This window comes from Parageobacillus sp. KH3-4, from assembly GCF_022846435.1.
In the GTDB taxonomy this organism is placed as follows: domain Bacteria; phylum Bacillota; class Bacilli; order Bacillales; family Anoxybacillaceae; genus Parageobacillus; species Parageobacillus thermoglucosidasius_A.
On sequence record NZ_AP025627.1, the window covers coordinates 1,906,920 to 1,926,253 of the forward strand.

Genomic DNA, 19,334 nt, shown 5'->3' on the forward strand with positions numbered 1-19,334 from the left:
ACATTATACTTACTAACCAAAATATTCTATACCAGGGGGTGATGTAACAATGAATTCCATTCAATTTGAATACAGCGTGCCTCGGTATGCCTTAAGTAAAATAATGGGTAAAGTTTCAAAGTCTTTTTATTGGAACTCCAAATTATCCTGCGTTCGATTACGCCGTGTTGAAGTACCCAAACTTCCAAACGATGAATGGGTAAAAGTAAAGGTAAAGTACGGAGGAATCTGTGGAAGTGACTTAAATCTCATCCTTTTAAAGGATAGTCCAGTCACTTCTCCGTTTGCGTCTTTTCCATTTACGATTGGACATGAAGTGGTAGGAACGATTGAAGAAGTTGGTTCAAAGGTGGAAAACATGAATGTCGGAGACCGTGTAGTCATTGACCCAATATTATCATGTATAACAAGAGGAATTGCAGACCCTTGTCCTAATTGCCGGCGCGGTGATTACAACCTTTGCCATTTTATGGTCGAGGGAGAAATTTCGCCGGGATTGTTAATAGGCACTTGCCGTGATACCGGCGGAAGCTGGGGATCTTATCTTGTTGCACATAAAAGCCAAGTATTAAAGCTTCCTGATAATGTAAATGATTTAAACGGAGTGCTGGTAGAACCTTTTAGCTGTGCCCTGCATGCTGTTTTGCGAAATCCTCCGAAAAAGGGTGATACGGTACTTGTCATTGGAGCCGGTACAATAGGGATTTGCGTTGTCGCCGCGATTAGAGCGCTTGAATTTCCCTGCCGAATTGTGGTGTTGGCAAAACATGGCTTTCAAGCACAGCTTGCTTCCCACTATGGTGCAGATGAAATTATTTATCTTACAAAAAATAAAAATTATATTTACGAAACGGCCAAATCTCTTCATGCAAGCGTGTTAGAGCCGTTCTTTGGCGATCCGGTTGTACAAGGCGGAGCCGATCTTATTTTTGAATGCGTCGGTAATAAGCAAAGCATAAACGATGCACTCCGTTTTGCTAGAAATGGAGGAAAAGTTGTTCTATTGGGATTGGCAGGGATCATGGACGGCGTCGACTGGACGGCCGTTTGGCTTAATGAGCTGGATATTAAAGGAAGCTTTGCATACAGTACGGAAGAATATAAAGGAAAGAAGATGCGGACGTTACAAATTGCCATTGAATTAATGAGCGATGAAAAGGTGGATTTATCTCCATTAGTAACACATCGTTTTCCTTTGGAAAATTACCGTGATGCCTTGCAAACCGTTATTAACAAAGGAAAAGGTCCCATCATGAAAGTAGTATTCGAACCTTAAATCCTTTTTTAATACAAAAACATAGTTCGGAGGGAAAGATCGTGAGAACTTTCACCATTAGCGGAAACAAGCAAACGCCTTTTTTAAGTTGGCTTGCAGAAGGAATAAAAGAGGAATTTTTGTCAAAAGGTTATACGTTTTATTCCGCTCCTGAAGAAAATATTAAACTTGTGTTTCATTTTATTGATCCTGAAAAACCGCGTCCTTACCGGAGGCAGGCTCAAGCAACATTTGTCGTTTCCGTTATGGAAACATCGGAAAAATCGGAAAACATTCACAAATCGGCCTATCCATATTTAATCAGGTCTTTAGCCAATCATTTGATGTATATCTTACATAATGAGGATGGAACGACGGATATTTATTTTCTTACACCTGAACAAGGGTTTTACAAATTGACGTATCGAAAAGGAGAAGCAGAAACACTTTTCAAGCGTATTTATGAAAGATTAGAACCGCTTGCGGCTTCGCAGCTAGTGATTGACAATGATTTTTATGATGACCTTCCAGAAGAATTGTGGAACGGTGATGAGATTACGAAATCATTAAGCGAATCTGGAAAAAAGCTTGACCGTATGAATTTGCTCCCTGCTCCATTTCCTTTGGAAGAATATCTTACACCTCGCGATATGCGTCATCTAAAAAAGCTTTACGGAATAGGAGGACTAAGCTATGGAAACCTCAGTGCGAGACGGGACAGGGAAAGCTTTTGGATGAGTGCAAGCGGAATTAACAAAGCAAATATGAAAACGGTTGGCGAAGATTTCCTTTTAATAAAGGGGTATGATTCTGATAAAAATGCCATAAAAGTAAGCGTTCCCCCAAATATAACACCAAAAAGGGCATCTGTTGACGCGATTGAACACTGGATGATTTACAAAGAACACCCGGAGGTAGGGGCGATTGTACATGTTCATGCTTGGATGGATGGCGTAAGAGCTACAGAGATTAATTATCCATGCGGAACGATTGAACTTGCAAAAACAGTAGCTGAACTTGTCAGAAATTCGGAGGATCCTTCTAGAGCGATTATTGGGCTTAAAAACCATGGTTTAACGATCACCGGTACGGATTTAGACGACATTTTTGCACGTATCGAAGGCAAAATTATTCCCCAAGTACCAATGTCTTAACCCATTCGTTTCTTAAGATGATGATAAGAGAAAAAACTGTAAACATCATCTGCAATTTTGCTGAAGAAATAAAGCCCGGTACTATATGATGATACCGTCAAAAATTTGGTGTAACGATTAAGATAGATAGGAGAATCTCTGAAATAAACGGAGATAGATCGGGGATTGGTCCTCCCTTGTCAGCAGATGGAATTGTTCAGTCTGATGATAAGGGAAGCAAAGTCCCCTTATTTTGTTTGCATTTTTTCGAATATGATAACCCATTCTTCGCACAACAAGGAAGATATATGCACTGTATGAAACTTGTTTTTTGATGAAATACTGTAAATAAAGCACCTCCCTAAAGGAGTGAATAACGTGAAAAACGATGGAAGCAGAAAAATTCATCTATTTTTACTATTGGTTATTGTTGCCGTTTTTATTTGGTCAGCGATCAAACCAGCCAGTTACCTGACATGGGCGTTGGAAGTTAGCCCTGCTGTTGTCGGTTTGATTATCGTCATCGCGGTATACAATAAATTTCGTTTCACTACTCTCTCTTATGTGATTATGACTATTCTCGCCATTATCATGTTTGTCGGCGGCCATTATATTTATTCCAAAGTCCCTCTTTTCGATTGGATCAAAGACGCTTACGACTTAAAGCGAAACCATTACGACCGATTTGGGCATTTGCTTAAAGGCTTGTTTGCGATTGTGCTGAGAGAAATTTTATTACGAAAAACTCCATTAACGAAAGGTCCTTGGTTATTTACCATTGTTATAAGTATGTCTCTGGCCATCTCTGCCTTGTACGAGATCATCGAATGGTTAGTTTCCAAAATAAGTAAGGGAGGAGAAGCGTCGAAAAACTTTTTAGGAATTCAAGGTGATATTTGGGATACGCAATGGGATATGTTATGTAGCTTGATCGGTTCGATCGCTGCATTGCTTATCTTATCCAAACTGCATGACAAACTGTTAAAAAAAGAAGCAATAACCCCCAAAGCTCGACACTGACTAGGCAAACAACACGTTCACCAGCACTTGCGGCACCAAGGGTGTTGGTGAACGATCGGGCATACTTTACACGTGTATTTAGGAGTTCACAGGAAAGTGGTTGTCAAGCCCTTGACGAAACAGAATGCTCCAGGACTTCAAACTGCCGAACTCCGGTTTTTTCATGTTCCAGAAAACAATAACAAAAAAGTTGTTGAAAATCGGCTGTGGAAACTATTACTGTATGTGTTATGTTGCAACCTTATTCATAACCTCCAGTTTTAGTTTTGCAACGCCTTCATTAACATTAGAAAAAGTATTCTCGAACGATAAAAACTTAACTCACATCTCTTCCCCATAAACTATTTAACAACAACATATAACACGTGAATATTACAGAAACGATTATAAAAACCATCGGTATCCATTTGAATGTTTCCGCTTTTCTAAAAGATATAATAAAAATAATAGTCGCAAAAAATGTAACAATATAAAATACAGAGAATAAAGCATATCGAGTAAAAGGGCCTAAGAACAAACTAAGTACTGAAAATTGAACAAGAAAGGCTAAAATGGAGATAGAAACCCACTTGAGATTCCCCTTTATTTTCCCGATGCTTATGATGGATAAAATGGTTGAATATAAAATCAGTAACGTAAGAAGCCATTCATACAGGAAAAACAAAGATTCGTTATAGACTGCAAATAAATAACCAACAACAGAAAGAGGTATGATCGTAAGTAGCAAAAGGATGTGTATTTTTATATATTTCACTTCTCCCATCTTCTCTCCCCCTTATAACATAACTATATTCACATTTCACTAACCGTACCGTTAGCAACTATGAGCGAGCTTCGCCATCGATGATGGAAACTAATTTATCTTCCATGGGAGTTGGACAATGCTTCATAATTTTCTTTTATTGCTTTAGAAGTATAAGCATAATTTAGCCAATTGGAATCCCAGTGTTTCTTTATTTGCCGTAATTACTTCTATAACATCCATATCTTTTAATACTGTATTCATTGGTTTATACTTACCGTTCACTTTCGCAAAAGACATCCTTTTAGCTGAAGAAGGATTTACAATGAAAGCAAAATCAAGTACTGTTGATCCTTCTGGCAGTAAAAAAATATCCATCTTAGGTGTAAAAACAGCGATTTCTCTTTGAAATAATTCAAATGAAGCCAAATCATAAAATTCAATTGGATTATTGGAGATTGACTTTACAGCATTGATTGAGTTTCTTAATAGCGCCGAACTTAAATTCCTTATTTCTTCTTGGGATAAATCATCTCGCAATAAGTGAAATACCCCTTTTTCACTTGAAGCCCAATCAGCTTCTGTTTGTATAGTGACTTTAACCTCCATTCCATTAATGATTACCTTTGTTTGGAGGTATCTTGAGAAAATGCTTTTTTCGATTGCGATGTTATCTTCAAATTGCCCTTCAATCGGTTTAAATGAATTATGCAGGATTCCCAAAATAGAATAACAGTGAATCGTTGAATCGGTAACAACTTTTACACCAAACAAATCAGATAGCGCATAGCCTTCTTGTAAAAGGGAATAAGCCGTATATAGAGGCATTCTATCCCAATCGATTTTAGCCACAAACGAATAACCGTTATTTTCTAACTTCTCTTTGATTATATCAACCAACTGCATCCCTCCCGGATTTTAAAGTAAATTACAACAAATCATAACAACCGAAATATAAATTTTCAAACATAATTTATATTTTTGTAACAATCAGCCAATTATTATTCGAACAGAAAACCAACACCATTTTTTCACACAATCTTATCAAAGTTATGAAGATATAGATTCCTTAAAAACCAGAGTGGATAAAAATATTTGCTGGAAAGAAACGTTTACAAATATTTTGCAATAATCATATAAAAAGGTACCGTCAAAAATCGGTTGATCCAATATCTATAAAAAAGAAAAAAACGGCGCTGATCCGAACAGTGCAGACCATTCGAATCAGCGCCGATACCAATTGTAATCTGATCGCGCCCCGCTTCACCACGCGATGTTTAAGTTAAGCGGCGGCTTGGAAAGCACGTCGGCCAACTGTTGTTTAATATCAGCCAATGCTTCCGGTGACGCGGCTTCAGCACGCAGTACCAGAATTGGCTGCGTATTCGACGGGCGCACCAATCCCCAGCCGTTTTTGAATTGAATGCGGGCGCCGTCCACATCGACGACTTCATGGCTGTCCGCAAACCGCTGTTTTACCGCAGCGATGGCTTCTGCCTTTTTCTCCTCCGGACAAGGCACGCGCGTCTCCGGAGTAGCATGATAACTTGGGACGTCGGCAAACAGTTGCGACAGTTTGCGGTCATCGTTGGATAGTATGCGCAACAGCCGTCCTGCCGCGTACAAGGCGTCATCATAACCGTAGAATTCGTCATTGAAGAACAGATGGCCAGACATCTCGCCGGCAAATGGAATTTCCGGACGGCTACGCAGCGTCGCTTTAATATGCGAATGGCCAGTGCGATGGAAGAACGGTTTTCCGCCAAGCCGTTCAATTTCCTCCACCAACGCCTGCGAGCATTTGACCTCGACCGGTGCGTCAGCTCCCGGATAGCGGCGGAGAATCTCGCGCCAGAATAAAATCATCAATTGGTCGCCCCAGCGGATGTTTCCTTCTTCATCAACGACTCCCAGCCGGTCTCCGTCGCCGTCGAACGCCAAACCGACATCCGCCTTTTCCCGTCGCACCGTATCAATCAAATCTTTCAAATTCTCCGGCACGACCGGATCTGGATGGTGATTAGGGAACGTCGGGTCGGATTCGCAATACAAAGGCACGACCTCGCATCCCCACGCCTCTAATGCTTTCGGAGCAATGATCGAAGCGGTTCCGTTACCGCAGTCGACCACTACTTTAAGCTTGCGCGCCCCCAGCTTGATCTTGTTTTCCAGCATCTTCAAGTAGGCCGGCTTGATATCGAGCTCCTCCACATATCCTTCTTTCCACGAATCGCTGCGGTTAACTCCTTGTGTTTGGAGACGTTCCATTATCCGCCGCAGTTCTTGGATGCGCTCGCCGTAAATGGTAGTCTTATTCATCGCAATCTTAAATCCGTTTTCATCGCCAGGATTGTGGCTAGCGGTGACGATGATGCCGCACGGCACGTTAGTGTGCTCGAGGCTGTAATAAAACATCGGGGTCGTCACTAGACCGATATCGATCACTCGGCACGATGCCTGGCTAAGCCCTGCAATCAGCGCACGATGCAATGTTGGGGAAGAGATGCGGTTGTCATGGCCGACCACTACCTTCTGCTCACCAGCTTGTTGGACCATCTCCGCAAACGCCAATCCTAGCAAGTAGGCAAAATTCTCGTCCAGATCCTCCCCAGCACGTCCGCGAATATCGTACTCCTTAAACACGTGTGTTGGTAGAGCGGATTGTTGTTGTGCCATTGAAAAATTCATCGTGAAACCACCTCCAATTGCAAGGATTGTGCCATGGCTTCTGTCAATAAGTAGGAAAGTGTCGACTCAGCACCCCTGTTCGGATTCGGACCATCCGAGTTAAGACCGTCACAGCAACTTCCGTCGCTCGGATCGGCAAGAGGAGTGCCGAGATCGTTATCGCCATAAAACCAATTGCGACAGCGACGAACGAGTTCACGGTACGTTTCGTCACCCAACACCCGATAAGCCTCGCGTGCAGCCAAAGCCAGCTTCATCACGTCGACAGGCTGCTGATCCCAATCAGCACGCCGGTCGATGCTGCACCAACCGCGATTGCCGACAGGACGGATGACACCGTTGCTCCCACTCATCTTTGCCGTCAGAAAGTCGAGGCTCTCTTTCGCTACTTTTAACGTTTCGTCACGTCTATGGTACCGATACGCTACAAACAGAGCCCAAGGCAGAAGCCCGTTGGCATAGGTGATTTGTGGTTCAAACCAACGCCAGTCATCCGTCCGATGTGCGCGGTAAGCGGCGAGCAAACGCTGCTCAAAGGCATCCGCCAAATTTGCAAGGTCGGACTCGGTTACGCCAGAAGGCAAAGCCAAACCGTTATTCCGCTTGGACAACATCAGGCAGCAAGCTGCAAGCCCCCAAGCTTGGCCGCGCAAAAACTGCATCTCGCCGCTGGCCGGAAGCGCTCGGCGAAAAATCTCGGCAACCACGCGGCGCCGGGCATCATCATCAAGGCTCACATACGCCGCTGCCGCCGCCCAGATGGATCGTCCCAAGCAATCATCAGAGTGCGCTTCCGCTTCCGGCGTCCGGTCAAAATGAAAGTTGTTTTGAAACGTTCCGTCTTCCCGCTGCGCCCAGAGCAGAAAGGCTAAATACCGGTCTAGCAGCCGGTATAGCCTCCGGCGCTCCCCCGACTCATCATCCTTCAACAAATCAAGCCACTCTACACACGCCCAGATGGCGCGCGCATTGTCATCGGTTGAGTATCCCTCGCGGCGGCGCGGAATGCGCCCGAGGCAATGCTCAAGCAACCCTGTATCGTCGGTCAAACGTTCCAAGTGGTCAAACTTAACGGCTGCCGGAGACAACGGATTTCACCTCTCCTTTCAATTGCGCGTCCGCTGTTTCCTCACCGCCTCTTTCTCCACAGATCTGTGCAAACAGTTGCACATATTGTGCACCAACACGCGGCCAATGCGTCGCTTCGCCAATTTTCCAAATCCGTTCCTCCCACTGCCGCAAAGCCGCTTCATCCGCCAACAGCCGCCGCAATTGCCGTTCCCATGCTTCGGTGTCGCCGTACGGCAATAACAATTCTTCGCAACCGCGCAACAAGTCGCGAGCATGCTCATATGGCGTTGTAAGGACCGGACGGCCCACGCCGACCGCATAAGCCAAAGTGCCGCTTGTAATTTGCTGCATTCCCGGATATGGGGTGACGTAAAGATCGCACGCTGTCAAATAGTCGACTAGTTCCTCCTCGCTGAAATAGCGATTAATCATTTGCACATTATTTTCCAATCCAAGACGGCGAACCATCTCCATCAGTTCTTCGCGGTATGCTTCCCCTTCGCGTTTTTTCACTTCAGGGTGCGTCTGTCCGGCGATGACATACAGCGTCTCCGGCACTTCGCGGATGACTCCTGGCAAAGCGGCAAGCACCGATTCGATGCCTTTTCCGCGATTAAGCAATCCAAATGTGAACATCACTTTTCGTCCTGCAAAGCCAAGGCGGCGGCGGAGACGGTTCCGTTCCTCGCGGCGCGGCACCGGCGCACCGTGCGGAATGTAGAAGATTTTGCTCTCCGACAAGTTAAACGCTCGGGTCAAATATGGAATCGCCTGACGGTTCATGACCACAATCGCGTCGCTCTCATCAGCGATTTGTTGCTGAATGCGTCGATAAGGCGGTTGAGGATCGGCAAAGATCGTGTGAAACGTCGTAACGAGCGGCTTCTTCAGCGCGCGAACGAAATCGAGTATGTATTCTCCCGCTTCGCCGCCGAAGATGCCAAACTCATGCTGCAAAACGACCACCGAAACATCACTGCGGTTGACCCTTTCCGCCATCCGCGCATAAGCGGCGCGGTCCTCTGCCGCCAGCGGCCAAAATTTCGGGTCATTCCGATAAACCGAATCGTCATCATTCTCGTTATAAAGAACGATCACCGGATCAACATCGCGCCGTTTGCCGGCAATGCGCACGCTCTGCAGAAGATGTTCGGTGAACGTGGCAATGCCGCAGCGGCGCGGCGGATATGTGCTGACGTAAGCAATCCGCTTCATGCCCGCATCACCTCTCCTGGTTGGTTAATAATTGAATTGTTGAAAACCTCGCCGGCCGGCGCCACAGTCCGGTAGCCGAAAATGCTGTTGCTGAGACGGCTGTTGTCGCGCACCACTGAGCGATCCCAAAGAATGGAGTTCGAACAATGCACGTGGGCACCGATATAACAGTTATCGCCAATCACAGCGTATGGACCGATCACTGTTTGATCGCCTATTTTCACATTATTGCCAATCAAAACCGGCGGTACCAAGAGGACACCAGCACCGAATTCGACGTCTTCCCCCGCCCAAACATCCGGCTGAATTTGACGTCCATGCATGAGCAGAGGAAACCGTCGGTTAAGCACATCCCAATGGACTTGGCGATAACGAGCCGGAGTTCCCATGTCACGCCAATAGCCGCGGCTGACCATGCCGTATACGCCGGCACCTTCCTCAATCAAGCGCGGGAACGTTTCACGCTCAATGGAAACTTCGCGCTGCGCCGGAATATAACGCATCACTTCCGGTTCAAAAATATACAACCCTGCATTGATCCGGTTGGACGGCGCCTCTTCCCGGCGCGGCTTCTCAACAAACCGCAAAATCCGTCCGCTATCATCTTGTTCTACTACTCCGTATGAAGATGGGTCTTCTACTTCCGTCAGTGCGATGGTGGCAATTCCTCCGTGTTGTCGATGAAAATCAAGAAGAGGGACTAACTGTGGCAAGTGGACGATGTCGGCGTTGACGACCAAAAACCGTTCATCAAGAAACCGTTCCGCGTTTTTGATGGCTCCAGCCGTACCCATTGGGAACGGTTCGAGAGAGTACTCAATCTTCACTCCCCAGCGGCGGCCGTCGCCAAAATGACGGCGAATCACATCCGGATAATGGTGTACAGCCATAATAAACTGATCAACGCCTTGTTCACGCAGATGAATGATGAGGTGTTCCAGCCATGGGCGATTTGCAATGGGCGCCATCGGTTTCGGCAAGTTTTCCGTTAACGGGCGTAAACGTGTGCCTAAACCTCCAGCCAACAGCAATGCTTTCATTTTGCCATCCCTCCATTAGTTTCGAATTTCATAAAATTTGTGAGCACTCTGTTAAAACTCAAACATCGAAACAGATGGAAGAATGAGAAAGTGGAAAAGTTGTTAGCACTCAATATACCCGGTTGCTAATAATAAGTATACATAATATCCCCCGCAAATGGCAAGTAAAACGCTCTTACTATTGATATAATTGGTGCGACATGCTCTCCCTCTCTCCCATGTCCAGCTTACAAAATGATTCCTATCTGTAATGACACGCGTCACCCATTGCTAGACGGATGCAAAACGAAGGTGGCCAAAAGATGTCTCACGATATAATTATAGGTATAATATATAACTGCCAACAATAACGCAAGATGGAGGAAGGTGAAGACGCCATGTCTTATCCGCTCTCATCATACCGTGTAGGCATTGCCGGCGCAGGCGCTTTTGCTGCATTCTTGGCCGGCGCACTCGCGACATTGCCTGAATTTCAATTGACGGCTGTTGCCGGCCGTACTGACGAAAAACGCCAGCGCGTGCTGGCCGCCTATCGCCAACGTCAACCCGATGTCGCTAGCCCGCGCGAGTACCGGGAAGCGACCGAGCTCATTCGCGATCCGGATATCGACGTGGTGGTTTTGTCGACGCCGCCCCATCTTCACGCTTCGCTCAGCAAACTGGCATTGATGCAAGGCAAACACGTACTTTTGGAAAAACCAGGGGCGCTGACTGCAGCGGCGCTGAAAGACAATGCCCATCTCGCCACAAAACAACGGCGTGCGTTCGCCGTCAACCTCGTCTTGCGCTACAACCCGCTGGTGGAAGCAGTCGAATGGATGATCCGCCACCGTCTGTTGGGGCGTGTGTACCATGCCAGCCTCCACAACGCCGCACATCGCGTCACATCGGGACATTGGTTCTGGAACCGAAACCAAAGCGGCGGCATCTTTATCGAACATGGAGTCCATTTCTTCGAAGTCGGCAGACACTGGTTTGGCGAGCCTGAAGATGCACGCGGTTTTGCCATAACCGAGGCAAGCGGCGAACAATCACGCGTGTGGGCGAGCGTCATTCACCGCGGTTGCACACGTCATGGTCATGTACGGGAAACACAATTGCCTACAAAAGAATCAGAGTCCAAATCCTTGGACGAGTACGTACCGGTTCAATATTACCATGGATTCACAATGGAGGAGGACGCTCCTGAGTCGACACAGTGGGAAGTCCACTGTGCTCAAGGGCGGATTATGCTCGAAGGTTGGATTCCTCAACGTCTGTACGTCGAGGGCGTGCTCGCAGAAGAACAGGCGAAGCAGATCGACGCCCTGCTTGATACCGTGCCGACGCAACCAAGAGCGGACGCTTACGAACAAGTACGAGCATGGGCCACAGCGCGATTGTCTCCCAATGCGTACGCGCCTGAGCGCACATCCTCATCTTTCGTTTCCCGCCTGCCGTATCGGCGGACGTTATCATTGTCTGATCGACAAGGATGGTACGAAGCGATGGCCCAAGCCCGCTTCTTGGATTTATGCCGGATGATCCAAGATCCAAACTGGAGCGGATTAGTGACGCTCGATGACGCTGTGGCTGACTTATCTCTAGCTGAATCTTGCACGGTTTCAGAAGTATGGCAGGAGGGCTAATCGCAGTACTCTTCGCCGAACAATCTATGATTCTCTCTACCATTCTGCTTTGAGCATCATGCAAAAAATTGCTTGTCTGTCGCGCAAAAAGCCGCCAACCATCGGAAAAATGACTGGTTGGCGGTTTCTCATTCTATCATTCTGGCGTTAGAAACCGAAACATCGCTACCGCCTAAAAGAATCTTTTTCTGTTGCGCGGCGGCGTGATAACCATAGAAGCTTTTTCTGCTTGCATACCAATTTTTTTTAGAAAAGCAAATATCGCTACTTTATCCATTTCACACTATCCTTCTTCTCTTCATTGACTAACAGTTGAAACACATCCGGCCTTGAGTAGTGGCCGACCACATCAAAATCAAATTGGCCGTAGGCGATCTCACGCAAATCCAAATCGGCGATAAGAACGTCTTCCTTACCATAGACAGGTTCCTTGATATAATTTCCTAATGGGCCGACGATCGCGCTGCCTCCAGCGCACATCTCATGAGGGGCTGACGCCAGTTCTTCATAGCAGGCTAAATCCGTAGGGTACATGTCCTTCGTGACATACTGATTGCAAGATAAAACAAAACATCTTCCTTCCGCCGCAATATGGCGAATCGTAGACTGCCAGAGTTCTCTAGCATCTGCCGTCGGGGCGATATAAATTTGGACTCCTTTGGCGTACATCGCTACTCTCGCCAACGGCATATAGTTTTCCCAACAAACGAGCGCCCCTATTCTTCCATATGGCGTATCGTAAACAGGCAAAGTGCTTCCGTCTCCCTCTCCCCAGATGATGCGTTCAGAAGCTGTAGGTTTTAGCTTTCGGTGTTTTCCAAGCAAAGTGCCGTCTGGCCCAAAAAATAAAACACTGCAATAAAGAGTGCCTCTACTAAACTCGTTATCTCTCTCAACAACACCAATAACGAGATAGACTCCTGCCTTACGGGCTGCTTCTCCTAACATTTCGGTCGTTTCACTTGGCACAGTTACGGAATTTTCCCAGTAGCGGAGCCAGTCTTTTCGCCCTTCTGGTGAACGGCTTCCAACCCTCGTTCCAAAAGTAAGCCCTCTTGGATACGCAGGAATAAAAGCTTCTGGAAATACGACGATATTCGCGCCTTTTTCAGCAGCTTGTTTCGTTAACGAAATCGCCTTTTCCGTACTTGCTGTTCGATCCATAATCACGGAAGCAGCTTGCACGACAGCTACGCGCACATGAGATTGTTTGTTCGCCATTTTAAACTCTCCTCTTTTTTATTGTTCTTTTCGTTAATTATTCTTCATTTCGAAAAATAATCCTTTATCGTTTTGAAAGCGTTATTTTTACTTTTCTGAAAATTTTGTGGTAATATAACCATCTTTTTTTATTCAAAACAAGAAAAAAGAGGCACTAACTTTTGTCATGAAACAGTTAGTGCCTTCTATGACCGACGGCGGCAAAGCAATATTCTCCATACAATTAATGATGACATGCACGCGATCAATTATGACCATTTTTCCCATTGCCCGTTGTCCGGGTCAATGGAAACTAAACGGAGCCATCCGTTTTGCACTTTTTGTCGGAAATGAGGATCGTCTTCGAGCAAGCGCTCGATATGTTGCCGCGGCGCTTCGATGATGACGAGCAAGCGAAGCGGCGAATGGAACATTTCATGGTCGGACGCCATTACCGATTGCCACGGAAGCCCGGCAAGCAAGTCGCTCGCGTTTCCTTGCATGACTCCGATTCCCGCAGTGACCGTTTGCGTTGTTTTGCTGCCGCTTCCGTAGTAATGCGGAGCGATAGTCGATGCGTAATATTGCAAGTTAATCCATTGCGCAACAGTCACCGGACCGGCAATAATGTTTGCCAGAGACTCCCCAGACGGATCCTCGCGCCAGTCATAGCTATGCAAAAATACTTTCCCTTCTAAATCGCAATGCTTCGTTAGCTGGCGGCGCCCGATAATAAACGCGCCATTCCCCGCAAGCCCCCATTCCGGACGGATTTCGCTCCAGTCTTCCGCACGGCGGCGCGCCTCGGCAAGCGGATCTTTCGTTTTGCGACCCAATCCCGGCAGTTTCGCCAACCGCTCGTTATTCGCGTCGCGGCTTACTTCTTCCAGCTTGCCTTGCAGTATCTCAAACGCTTTTTGCGCCGCTTCTGAAAGCGTCGGCACATAAAGCCAACGAAGTTCATCAACCGTTGTCATATGCTCGGCAGCAACAAAAACAGTGTCCTCGGGAATAACGATGCCTTTTTCTGCAAGACCTTCGCGAACTTCTTTCAAGTTGCAAAGGGCAGCGAACACCCGTGCGTTGAACCCTCCCGCCGCTCCGCCGCACGCACCGCAATCAAGCGACGAAGCGTAAGGATTGTTCGCCGTTTCACTTTCATGGCCGCAGACAACGACAAGTGGCGCAAAGCGGCTTGTAAGCCCCATTCCTTTTAATAGGCGATAAACGTACCGTACTTTTTCCTCGGTAGAAAAGCCTACGGGAAGATCCGCTGCTTCCCAATAAGATTCCCGATCCAGCGAAAGTTCTGTTTCCGGCTTTTTCGCCCAATTGCCTAGAAACTGGCGAAATGCGCGGCCTGCTCCGCCCGGCGCTATACTTCGAGCAAGTGTGTGCAAACCGAGCCACGGTCCGCTCATTTCTGGAAGCAACAAACTGGCAAACAAATGCTGTTTCATTTTTTTGAACATATAGCTAAGCGAAAGTAGCACGTTGCGGCGGCCGCGATATTCCTTGACAATTGCCGCTGATGCATATTCGCGAACTTCATGAAGCGGCTCTACGATGGCTGGACAAGAAGCGTGCGCATAGTCGCTATCCAGTTCGCGCGTCTTGATGGGAAGGCCGAAGAACCCAGCGCACCCATATGTTTCAAACGGACCTGCTTGCTCCAAATGACGACGGAAAGGTTCAGAACGAACATCGATACAAAAGATAAGCTGGACGATTGCTTGTTTTTGCTCATTGTTTGGAGAATGAGACGCAATTTTCTCCTTTAGCTGCGCCTCTTGCGTATCTTCCCACGCTTCCAGCCAAAGTTTGCCGCGAACAATTTTATCAAAGCGATAAGCCAGAGATAACCGCGCTTGTTGCTCAGCCTGCGGCAATCGCAGCCATTCTTCCGGCGTCATCCCTCCCCAGTGCATCCAAGCCGCGAGAAGCGGAAGAAGAAACGTTTCATCGTCCTCTTTTTGTCTTGCCAATGGCAAATACGGCGCGATCAACGCCCATTCCAGCGAAAGGCGAATGGCTAAATAATCAACAAGCAGCAAATGCGCTTGACCGAACTGCTGCGAACGCCATTGTAGCATTCCTGTCCATCCCGGCAAGGAAAGAAGATGCGCTTCCAAGTAGTCTTTCACCGCGTCATGCGGTATGCCGAGCATGGTTAACGCTTGCTGCAATGCATCTTCAGCATCTTGCGGCAAATTTCTCAATCGTTCGCGTTGCTCTTTGCTCAACGATGGGTCGTTAGTCACCAGTTTCCGCCATGCGCAGTAAAACCCTTTTTCCCGATATGGCAGCGGCCATGAAGCTTGCGATTCATCTAAAAATAATTTGCACCATTTAATCATATGATGGTCAAGCATCCGCGCCCATTCCCCTTCTCCTTGTTCTTCAAGAAGAAGGCTTAGCGGCCGGATTGGCAAACGTTCGGCACCGTCGCACAAGCGCATTCCTTTCATTTTTGCTGCCAGTTTTTTTAACTGCGGAGACGTTAACACCTTATTCGGAATTTCTTCATGCTGAAGCGCGGTTCGGCAAAAACGTTCCGCTTCCTCGCGCGGCAACGCCAGCAGCTGCTCATCCAGCCAGCGCTGCAGCCGCATTTCCAAAAACTCCGGATCCAACTCCCCTTTCCGCTGAGCCGCTCGCAACATGGACATGCTTGGATAAATGTCAATATCTTTCAATGACTTTAAACGGCGGGCCACTTGCTCAAACGGAAGATGTTCTAGCCCCATCCATGGATGGCGAGCGATAAACGTGGCAATCGGCCAAAGCGGAGCGATTGCTTTGCTGGCATTTTGGACAAGCTCGGCCACATTGATAGCCGCGGCATCTTCTGTCCGTTGCTTGCGCACATTCGGGCGTTCGAGCGATACGATAGTCGTGTTCATCCATTAACGACCTCCTTCTGCAAATAATCGGCAAGATAACGCGGATGGCTTTCCATCGACGCTAAGCGTGGTTCGCCCATATGGACGAGCCACATATACAATCGCGCAAACACATCTGATGAACGATGGGCGGAAAGCCATATGCTCGCCAATCCGCCGGCTGCTAGCATCAAGACGGCTATCGCCCCAGCGGCAACAGATGTACTCGAATTTAGTGGCACCGTTTTATGCAAAAGCATCGTGAGACTACTGTGCACCGTCCCAGAAATGAAAACCGCCCCTGCCAATACGAATAAGACAATGATCCGTCCGTCCTTAAAAACGGCAAGCCGCCCCCACGCAAACGCCAGCGACCAGCCAAGAATAAGACTGCTCAACCATTTCGCATTTTCTTCCGGCGACATAAGCAAAACAATTCCTCCTACGACAAAGCCGCCCACCGCTCCGGCAAATCGCCATGTTTGGGACAAGCTTTGCGATAGACGAAGCGTTTTATTCGGGCGCGGCACAACCGAACCGGATTGCAAAAACAACGTCGCTTTAAACAGACCGTGCAACACTAAATGAATCACTGCTGCAACATAAGCCCCTAACGCACATTGAATGAGCATCAATCCCATTTGCGCCATCGTGGAGGCAACTAATTGCCGTTTATAATCAACTTGCACGAAACTAATTCCTGTGCCGATCAGCACCGAAATCGCGGCGAGAACAATCAGCAACATTTGTGATACATCACCATTAAACAACGGAGCAAATCTCGTCAGTAAAAGACCGCCGGCATTGACCAGTCCGGCATGCATGACCGCAGAAATCGGCGTCGGCGTCACCGCGGATTCCAACAGCCAGCGCTGAAACGGCCATTGTCCGGCCGGGATGATCGCTGCCAAAACAAGCAGAACATTCAGCCCCGTTTTTTCCCACCATTCGAGATGGCGAATGCTTTCTGGCGACAAAGCAAGCGACAGCCGCCAATGTCCCGTTGCGCTCCATAGCCCTAAACCAGCGGCAAACAAGGCAAGCCAGCTTAACGAAAACACGGCAGCCATGCGCACCGCCGTCGTTCGCGCCGGACGCCATTCTTTTTTTAACCGTGCCAGTTGTGTCAACCCCAATAACGGCAAACCCCAAAAGAGAATAAGCAAGCGAATATCGTTGCTCAGCCATGTCAGCGCCGCAGCGCTAACGGTAAAAGTAAGCAGTGTAAAATACTTTCGATACGCGCGGTCGCCATGCAAATAACGAAGACAAAAGCGCTCAATCACCCAGCCGAGCGTCAAAATAAACAATGCCATAAGCCAGCCGAGCATATCGGAACGCCATAATCCGGCTACAGCGTGATGATTAGCAAAAATCAGCCCCGCTAACGCCATGGCGATCGGCAACACCATCACACCTACGTGCACCCGCACATAGCATAGCGGCACACGCCGATCCAATAGCAATAAAGAACTGACGAGAACAATTCCAACCGTTGCAAATAACAAGATGAACCAAACCAACGCGAATCCCCCTCTCTTTTTCGCAACAAAAAACCGGCTATGTCGTCCCCGTCCATCGTGTTTCCCTTTTTCATCAAAAGGGCGCACGAATGGCATCGAGTACGCATAGCCGGTTTATCTTCAACGAGCCGATAAGGCTTTTTGAAGATCTACCAAATTGTACGTATTTCCGCTCTTCGGTTTACTTTCAACCACTCCGCCGCAAACGGACTGTTTGAAAGTCTACCGAATTACGAAAAATTCAAATTTTATTCGTATGCTATTTAATTTAATATGGAAACGCATGGTTTGTCAATCCCTTTTTACCATTTCTCCTATGCCTCCAAAGCAAAGACGGATGAACGCCAGCGCTGATTCATACCATCTGCCGCATAGCAGACGAAAAAAGTGGAATAGTATCATTGACATCAGCGGCGATTATCCATTTATCACCGCTGTTTCAATCGCCAGTGTGGCAAGCGTGGGAGCATTGCCATACGATACAAATTTTACTGGTGATGTGCGTAATTAAATAACACATACGCCGCAACGAGCGCTCGTTCCCATTCTTCGTAGCCTTTGTTCACGTGAAACGTGTAACTCCAGCGCAGCCGCCGCGAACGTTTTCCCTCCGCAATCACTTTTCCATCTAACCATACTTCTGTGCGAGAAACCATTTCCGGTGACTGAAAAAACAGCGTTTTTCCCTGTATCTCTACAATCATCCGCTCGCGCAGCTTCAGCTTGTTTTTCCATGAATAATCCGTACGCGCCACCGCAGCAACCATACCGTTTTGCACAATATGCCATACATCGTTCACACAAAACAGCTTTTTTCGCTGTTCTATGATTTGTACCGAAGTTCCATCGGCAAATGCAAAAATGCCATTAGCGATACGTTGCCATGGAAATGGAAAGAAACGCCAAAACTCCCCATCTTTTTGCCTCCCTTAAACAAACGCTTTTTTTCCCGTCCAAAATCGTTCCGCCATATGCGTATGCCAAACATCTTCGTCCCCCGCTTCTTCGTACCGGGCATCAAGCCAAGCCAGCCATCGTTCGATTCCCCAAATCAACAGGGCGCCGGCGAAAAAACAAGAGGCAAAGAGCAGCTGCTTCCACTCCAATTCTCCTAAAACGAAAAAACGCAAAGCAATCCCAATCGATGCGACGGCGAAAAACAACAACAATCGTTCCAAAATATTCTCTCCTCCAGAAATGTTGGCAGATGAAAGGCAAATAATTTTACAATTTATTTATTTTATTATTTAATAATTAATACAAAAAATGTTGTTAAAGGAGTGAGTTTATGTCCATCTACAATTATGAAGTGAAAAAACCAAATGGAGAAACGGTTTCTTTATCTGATTACAAAGGAAAAGTGCTGCTCATTGTTAATACAGCAAGCCGCTGCGGATTTACACCACAATTTCAAGATTTGCAAAAATTATATGAGAAATATCACAAATATGGATTTGAAATTCTTGGCTTTCCATGCAATCAGTTTGGCGGGCAAGAACCGGGAAGCAGCCAAGATGCCGTTGCTTTCTGCCAACGAAATTACGGGGTAACCTTTCCAATTTTCGCTAAAATTGAAGTAAACGGCGATAACGCTCACCCATTATTTCAATATTTGAAAAAAGAAGCCCCATTCAAAGGGTTTGACGAAACAAGCGCAAACGGAAAAATCCTGAAATTGATGATTATGGAAAAAAACCCGGAATGGCTGGTTGGGGACGAAATCAAATGGAACTTCACCAAATTTCTCATTAACCGTGAAGGCAAAGTGGTTCGCCGATACGAACCAATTGAAGAGCCGATCGACTTTGAACAAGACGTCGCAACGCTTGTCAATGCATAAAAAAGTGCGGGCGCTTCCATCCGCCGAAAATAGCCCACTTTTATGGGCGCAAACGGCGAATATCGCTGTGTCGGCGTGTTGACATACGTTCCTCCCG

15 protein-coding genes and 1 pseudogene are annotated in these 19,334 nt (G+C 47.0%); 5 read left to right on the forward strand and 11 right to left on the reverse strand.

Translation table 11 applies throughout. The annotated features are described in order from the left end of the window. The first annotated feature begins 49 nt into the window (after positions 1-49). The 3 genes from MWM02_RS09835 to MWM02_RS09845 all read left to right on the forward strand — a co-directional run bounded on the left by MWM02_RS09835 (position 50) and on the right by MWM02_RS09845 (position 3,408). On the forward strand, positions 50-1,276 hold the full coding sequence (locus tag MWM02_RS09835) for a zinc-dependent alcohol dehydrogenase (protein WP_064553769.1): 1,227 nt from the start codon (positions 50-52) through the stop codon (positions 1,274-1,276). A gap of 41 nt (positions 1,277-1,317) precedes the next feature. Next, the gene (locus tag MWM02_RS09840) at positions 1,318-2,409 is read left to right on the forward strand and encodes a class II aldolase/adducin family protein (RefSeq protein ID WP_244403570.1); all 1,092 of its coding nucleotides are present in this window, start codon (positions 1,318-1,320) and stop codon (positions 2,407-2,409) included. 357 nt (positions 2,410-2,766) lie between these two features. Beyond that, positions 2,767-3,408 carry a DUF2238 domain-containing protein gene (locus tag MWM02_RS09845; protein WP_064553765.1) on the forward strand — a complete coding sequence of 214 codons (642 nt, stop codon included), beginning with the start codon at positions 2,767-2,769 and terminating at the stop codon, positions 3,406-3,408. Positions 3,409-3,724: 316 nt separating this feature from the next. Here MWM02_RS09845 and MWM02_RS09850 read toward each other — a convergent pair whose 3' ends face one another. The 6 genes and pseudogenes from MWM02_RS09850 to MWM02_RS09875 form a co-directional block, all read right to left on the reverse strand. Continuing rightward, positions 3,725-4,171, reverse strand: coding sequence for a hypothetical protein (locus tag MWM02_RS09850; RefSeq protein WP_244401896.1), 447 nt, complete (start codon positions 4,169-4,171; stop codon positions 3,725-3,727). Positions 4,172-4,315: 144 nt separating this feature from the next. After that, positions 4,316-5,050, reverse strand: a complete 735-nt coding sequence (locus MWM02_RS09855) for a TGS domain-containing protein (RefSeq protein ID WP_244401897.1) — start codon at positions 5,048-5,050, stop codon at positions 4,316-4,318. A 363-nt stretch (positions 5,051-5,413) separates the two neighbouring features. Further along, the gene (locus MWM02_RS09860) at positions 5,414-6,838 is read right to left on the reverse strand and encodes a phosphomannomutase/phosphoglucomutase (RefSeq protein ID WP_244401898.1); all 1,425 of its coding nucleotides are present in this window, start codon (positions 6,836-6,838) and stop codon (positions 5,414-5,416) included. Further along, positions 6,786-7,926: pseudogene (locus MWM02_RS09865) on the reverse strand (glycosyl transferase). The gene MWM02_RS09860 and the pseudogene MWM02_RS09865 overlap by 53 nt, the downstream one beginning before the upstream one ends. Further along, on the reverse strand, positions 7,907-9,124 hold the full coding sequence (locus MWM02_RS09870) for a glycosyltransferase family 4 protein (RefSeq protein WP_064553753.1): 1,218 nt from the start codon (positions 9,122-9,124) through the stop codon (positions 7,907-7,909). Before MWM02_RS09870 ends, MWM02_RS09865 begins: the two are co-directional and overlap by 20 nt. After that, entirely contained in the window at positions 9,121-10,164 is a 1,044-nt protein-coding gene (locus MWM02_RS09875; RefSeq protein WP_244401900.1) for a nucleotidyltransferase family protein, read from the reverse strand. Before MWM02_RS09875 ends, MWM02_RS09870 begins: the two co-directional genes overlap by 4 nt. 377 nt (positions 10,165-10,541) lie before the next feature. On the opposite strand from MWM02_RS09875, the gene MWM02_RS09880 reads away from it, so the two are divergent. Then, a complete protein-coding gene (locus MWM02_RS09880; RefSeq protein WP_244401901.1) occupies positions 10,542-11,792 on the forward strand; it encodes a Gfo/Idh/MocA family protein in 1,251 nt (416 codons plus the stop codon). 264 nt (positions 11,793-12,056) lie between these two features. On the opposite strand, the gene MWM02_RS09885 is transcribed toward MWM02_RS09880, so the two are convergent. The 5 genes from MWM02_RS09885 to MWM02_RS09905 form a co-directional block, all read right to left on the reverse strand. Next, complete coding sequence (locus MWM02_RS09885) at positions 12,057-13,013, reverse strand: carbon-nitrogen hydrolase family protein (RefSeq protein WP_244401902.1); 957 nt, start codon at positions 13,011-13,013, stop codon at positions 12,057-12,059. A 248-nt stretch (positions 13,014-13,261) separates the two neighbouring features. Next, positions 13,262-15,895: a DUF2309 domain-containing protein gene (locus tag MWM02_RS09890; protein WP_244401903.1), complete on the reverse strand. Its 2,634-nt coding sequence runs from the start codon at positions 15,893-15,895 to the stop codon at positions 13,262-13,264. Beyond that, the gene (locus tag MWM02_RS09895; protein WP_244401904.1) at positions 15,892-17,397 is read right to left on the reverse strand and encodes an NADH dehydrogenase subunit 5; all 1,506 of its coding nucleotides are present in this window, start codon (positions 17,395-17,397) and stop codon (positions 15,892-15,894) included. Before MWM02_RS09895 ends, MWM02_RS09890 begins: the two co-directional genes overlap by 4 nt. Before the next feature lie 488 nt (positions 17,398-17,885). Next, entirely contained in the window at positions 17,886-18,197 is a 312-nt protein-coding gene (locus MWM02_RS09900; RefSeq protein ID WP_244401905.1) for a hypothetical protein, read from the reverse strand. Between the two features lie 129 nt (positions 18,198-18,326). Further along, on the reverse strand, positions 18,327-18,575 hold the full coding sequence (locus MWM02_RS09905) for a DUF4564 domain-containing protein (protein WP_244401906.1): 249 nt from the start codon (positions 18,573-18,575) through the stop codon (positions 18,327-18,329). A 110-nt stretch (positions 18,576-18,685) separates the two neighbouring features. Here MWM02_RS09905 and MWM02_RS09910 point away from each other — a divergent pair, with 110 nt between their 5' ends. After that, positions 18,686-19,237, forward strand: coding sequence for a glutathione peroxidase (locus MWM02_RS09910; RefSeq protein WP_064553741.1), 552 nt, complete (start codon positions 18,686-18,688; stop codon positions 19,235-19,237). Positions 19,238-19,334 lie beyond the last annotated feature (97 nt).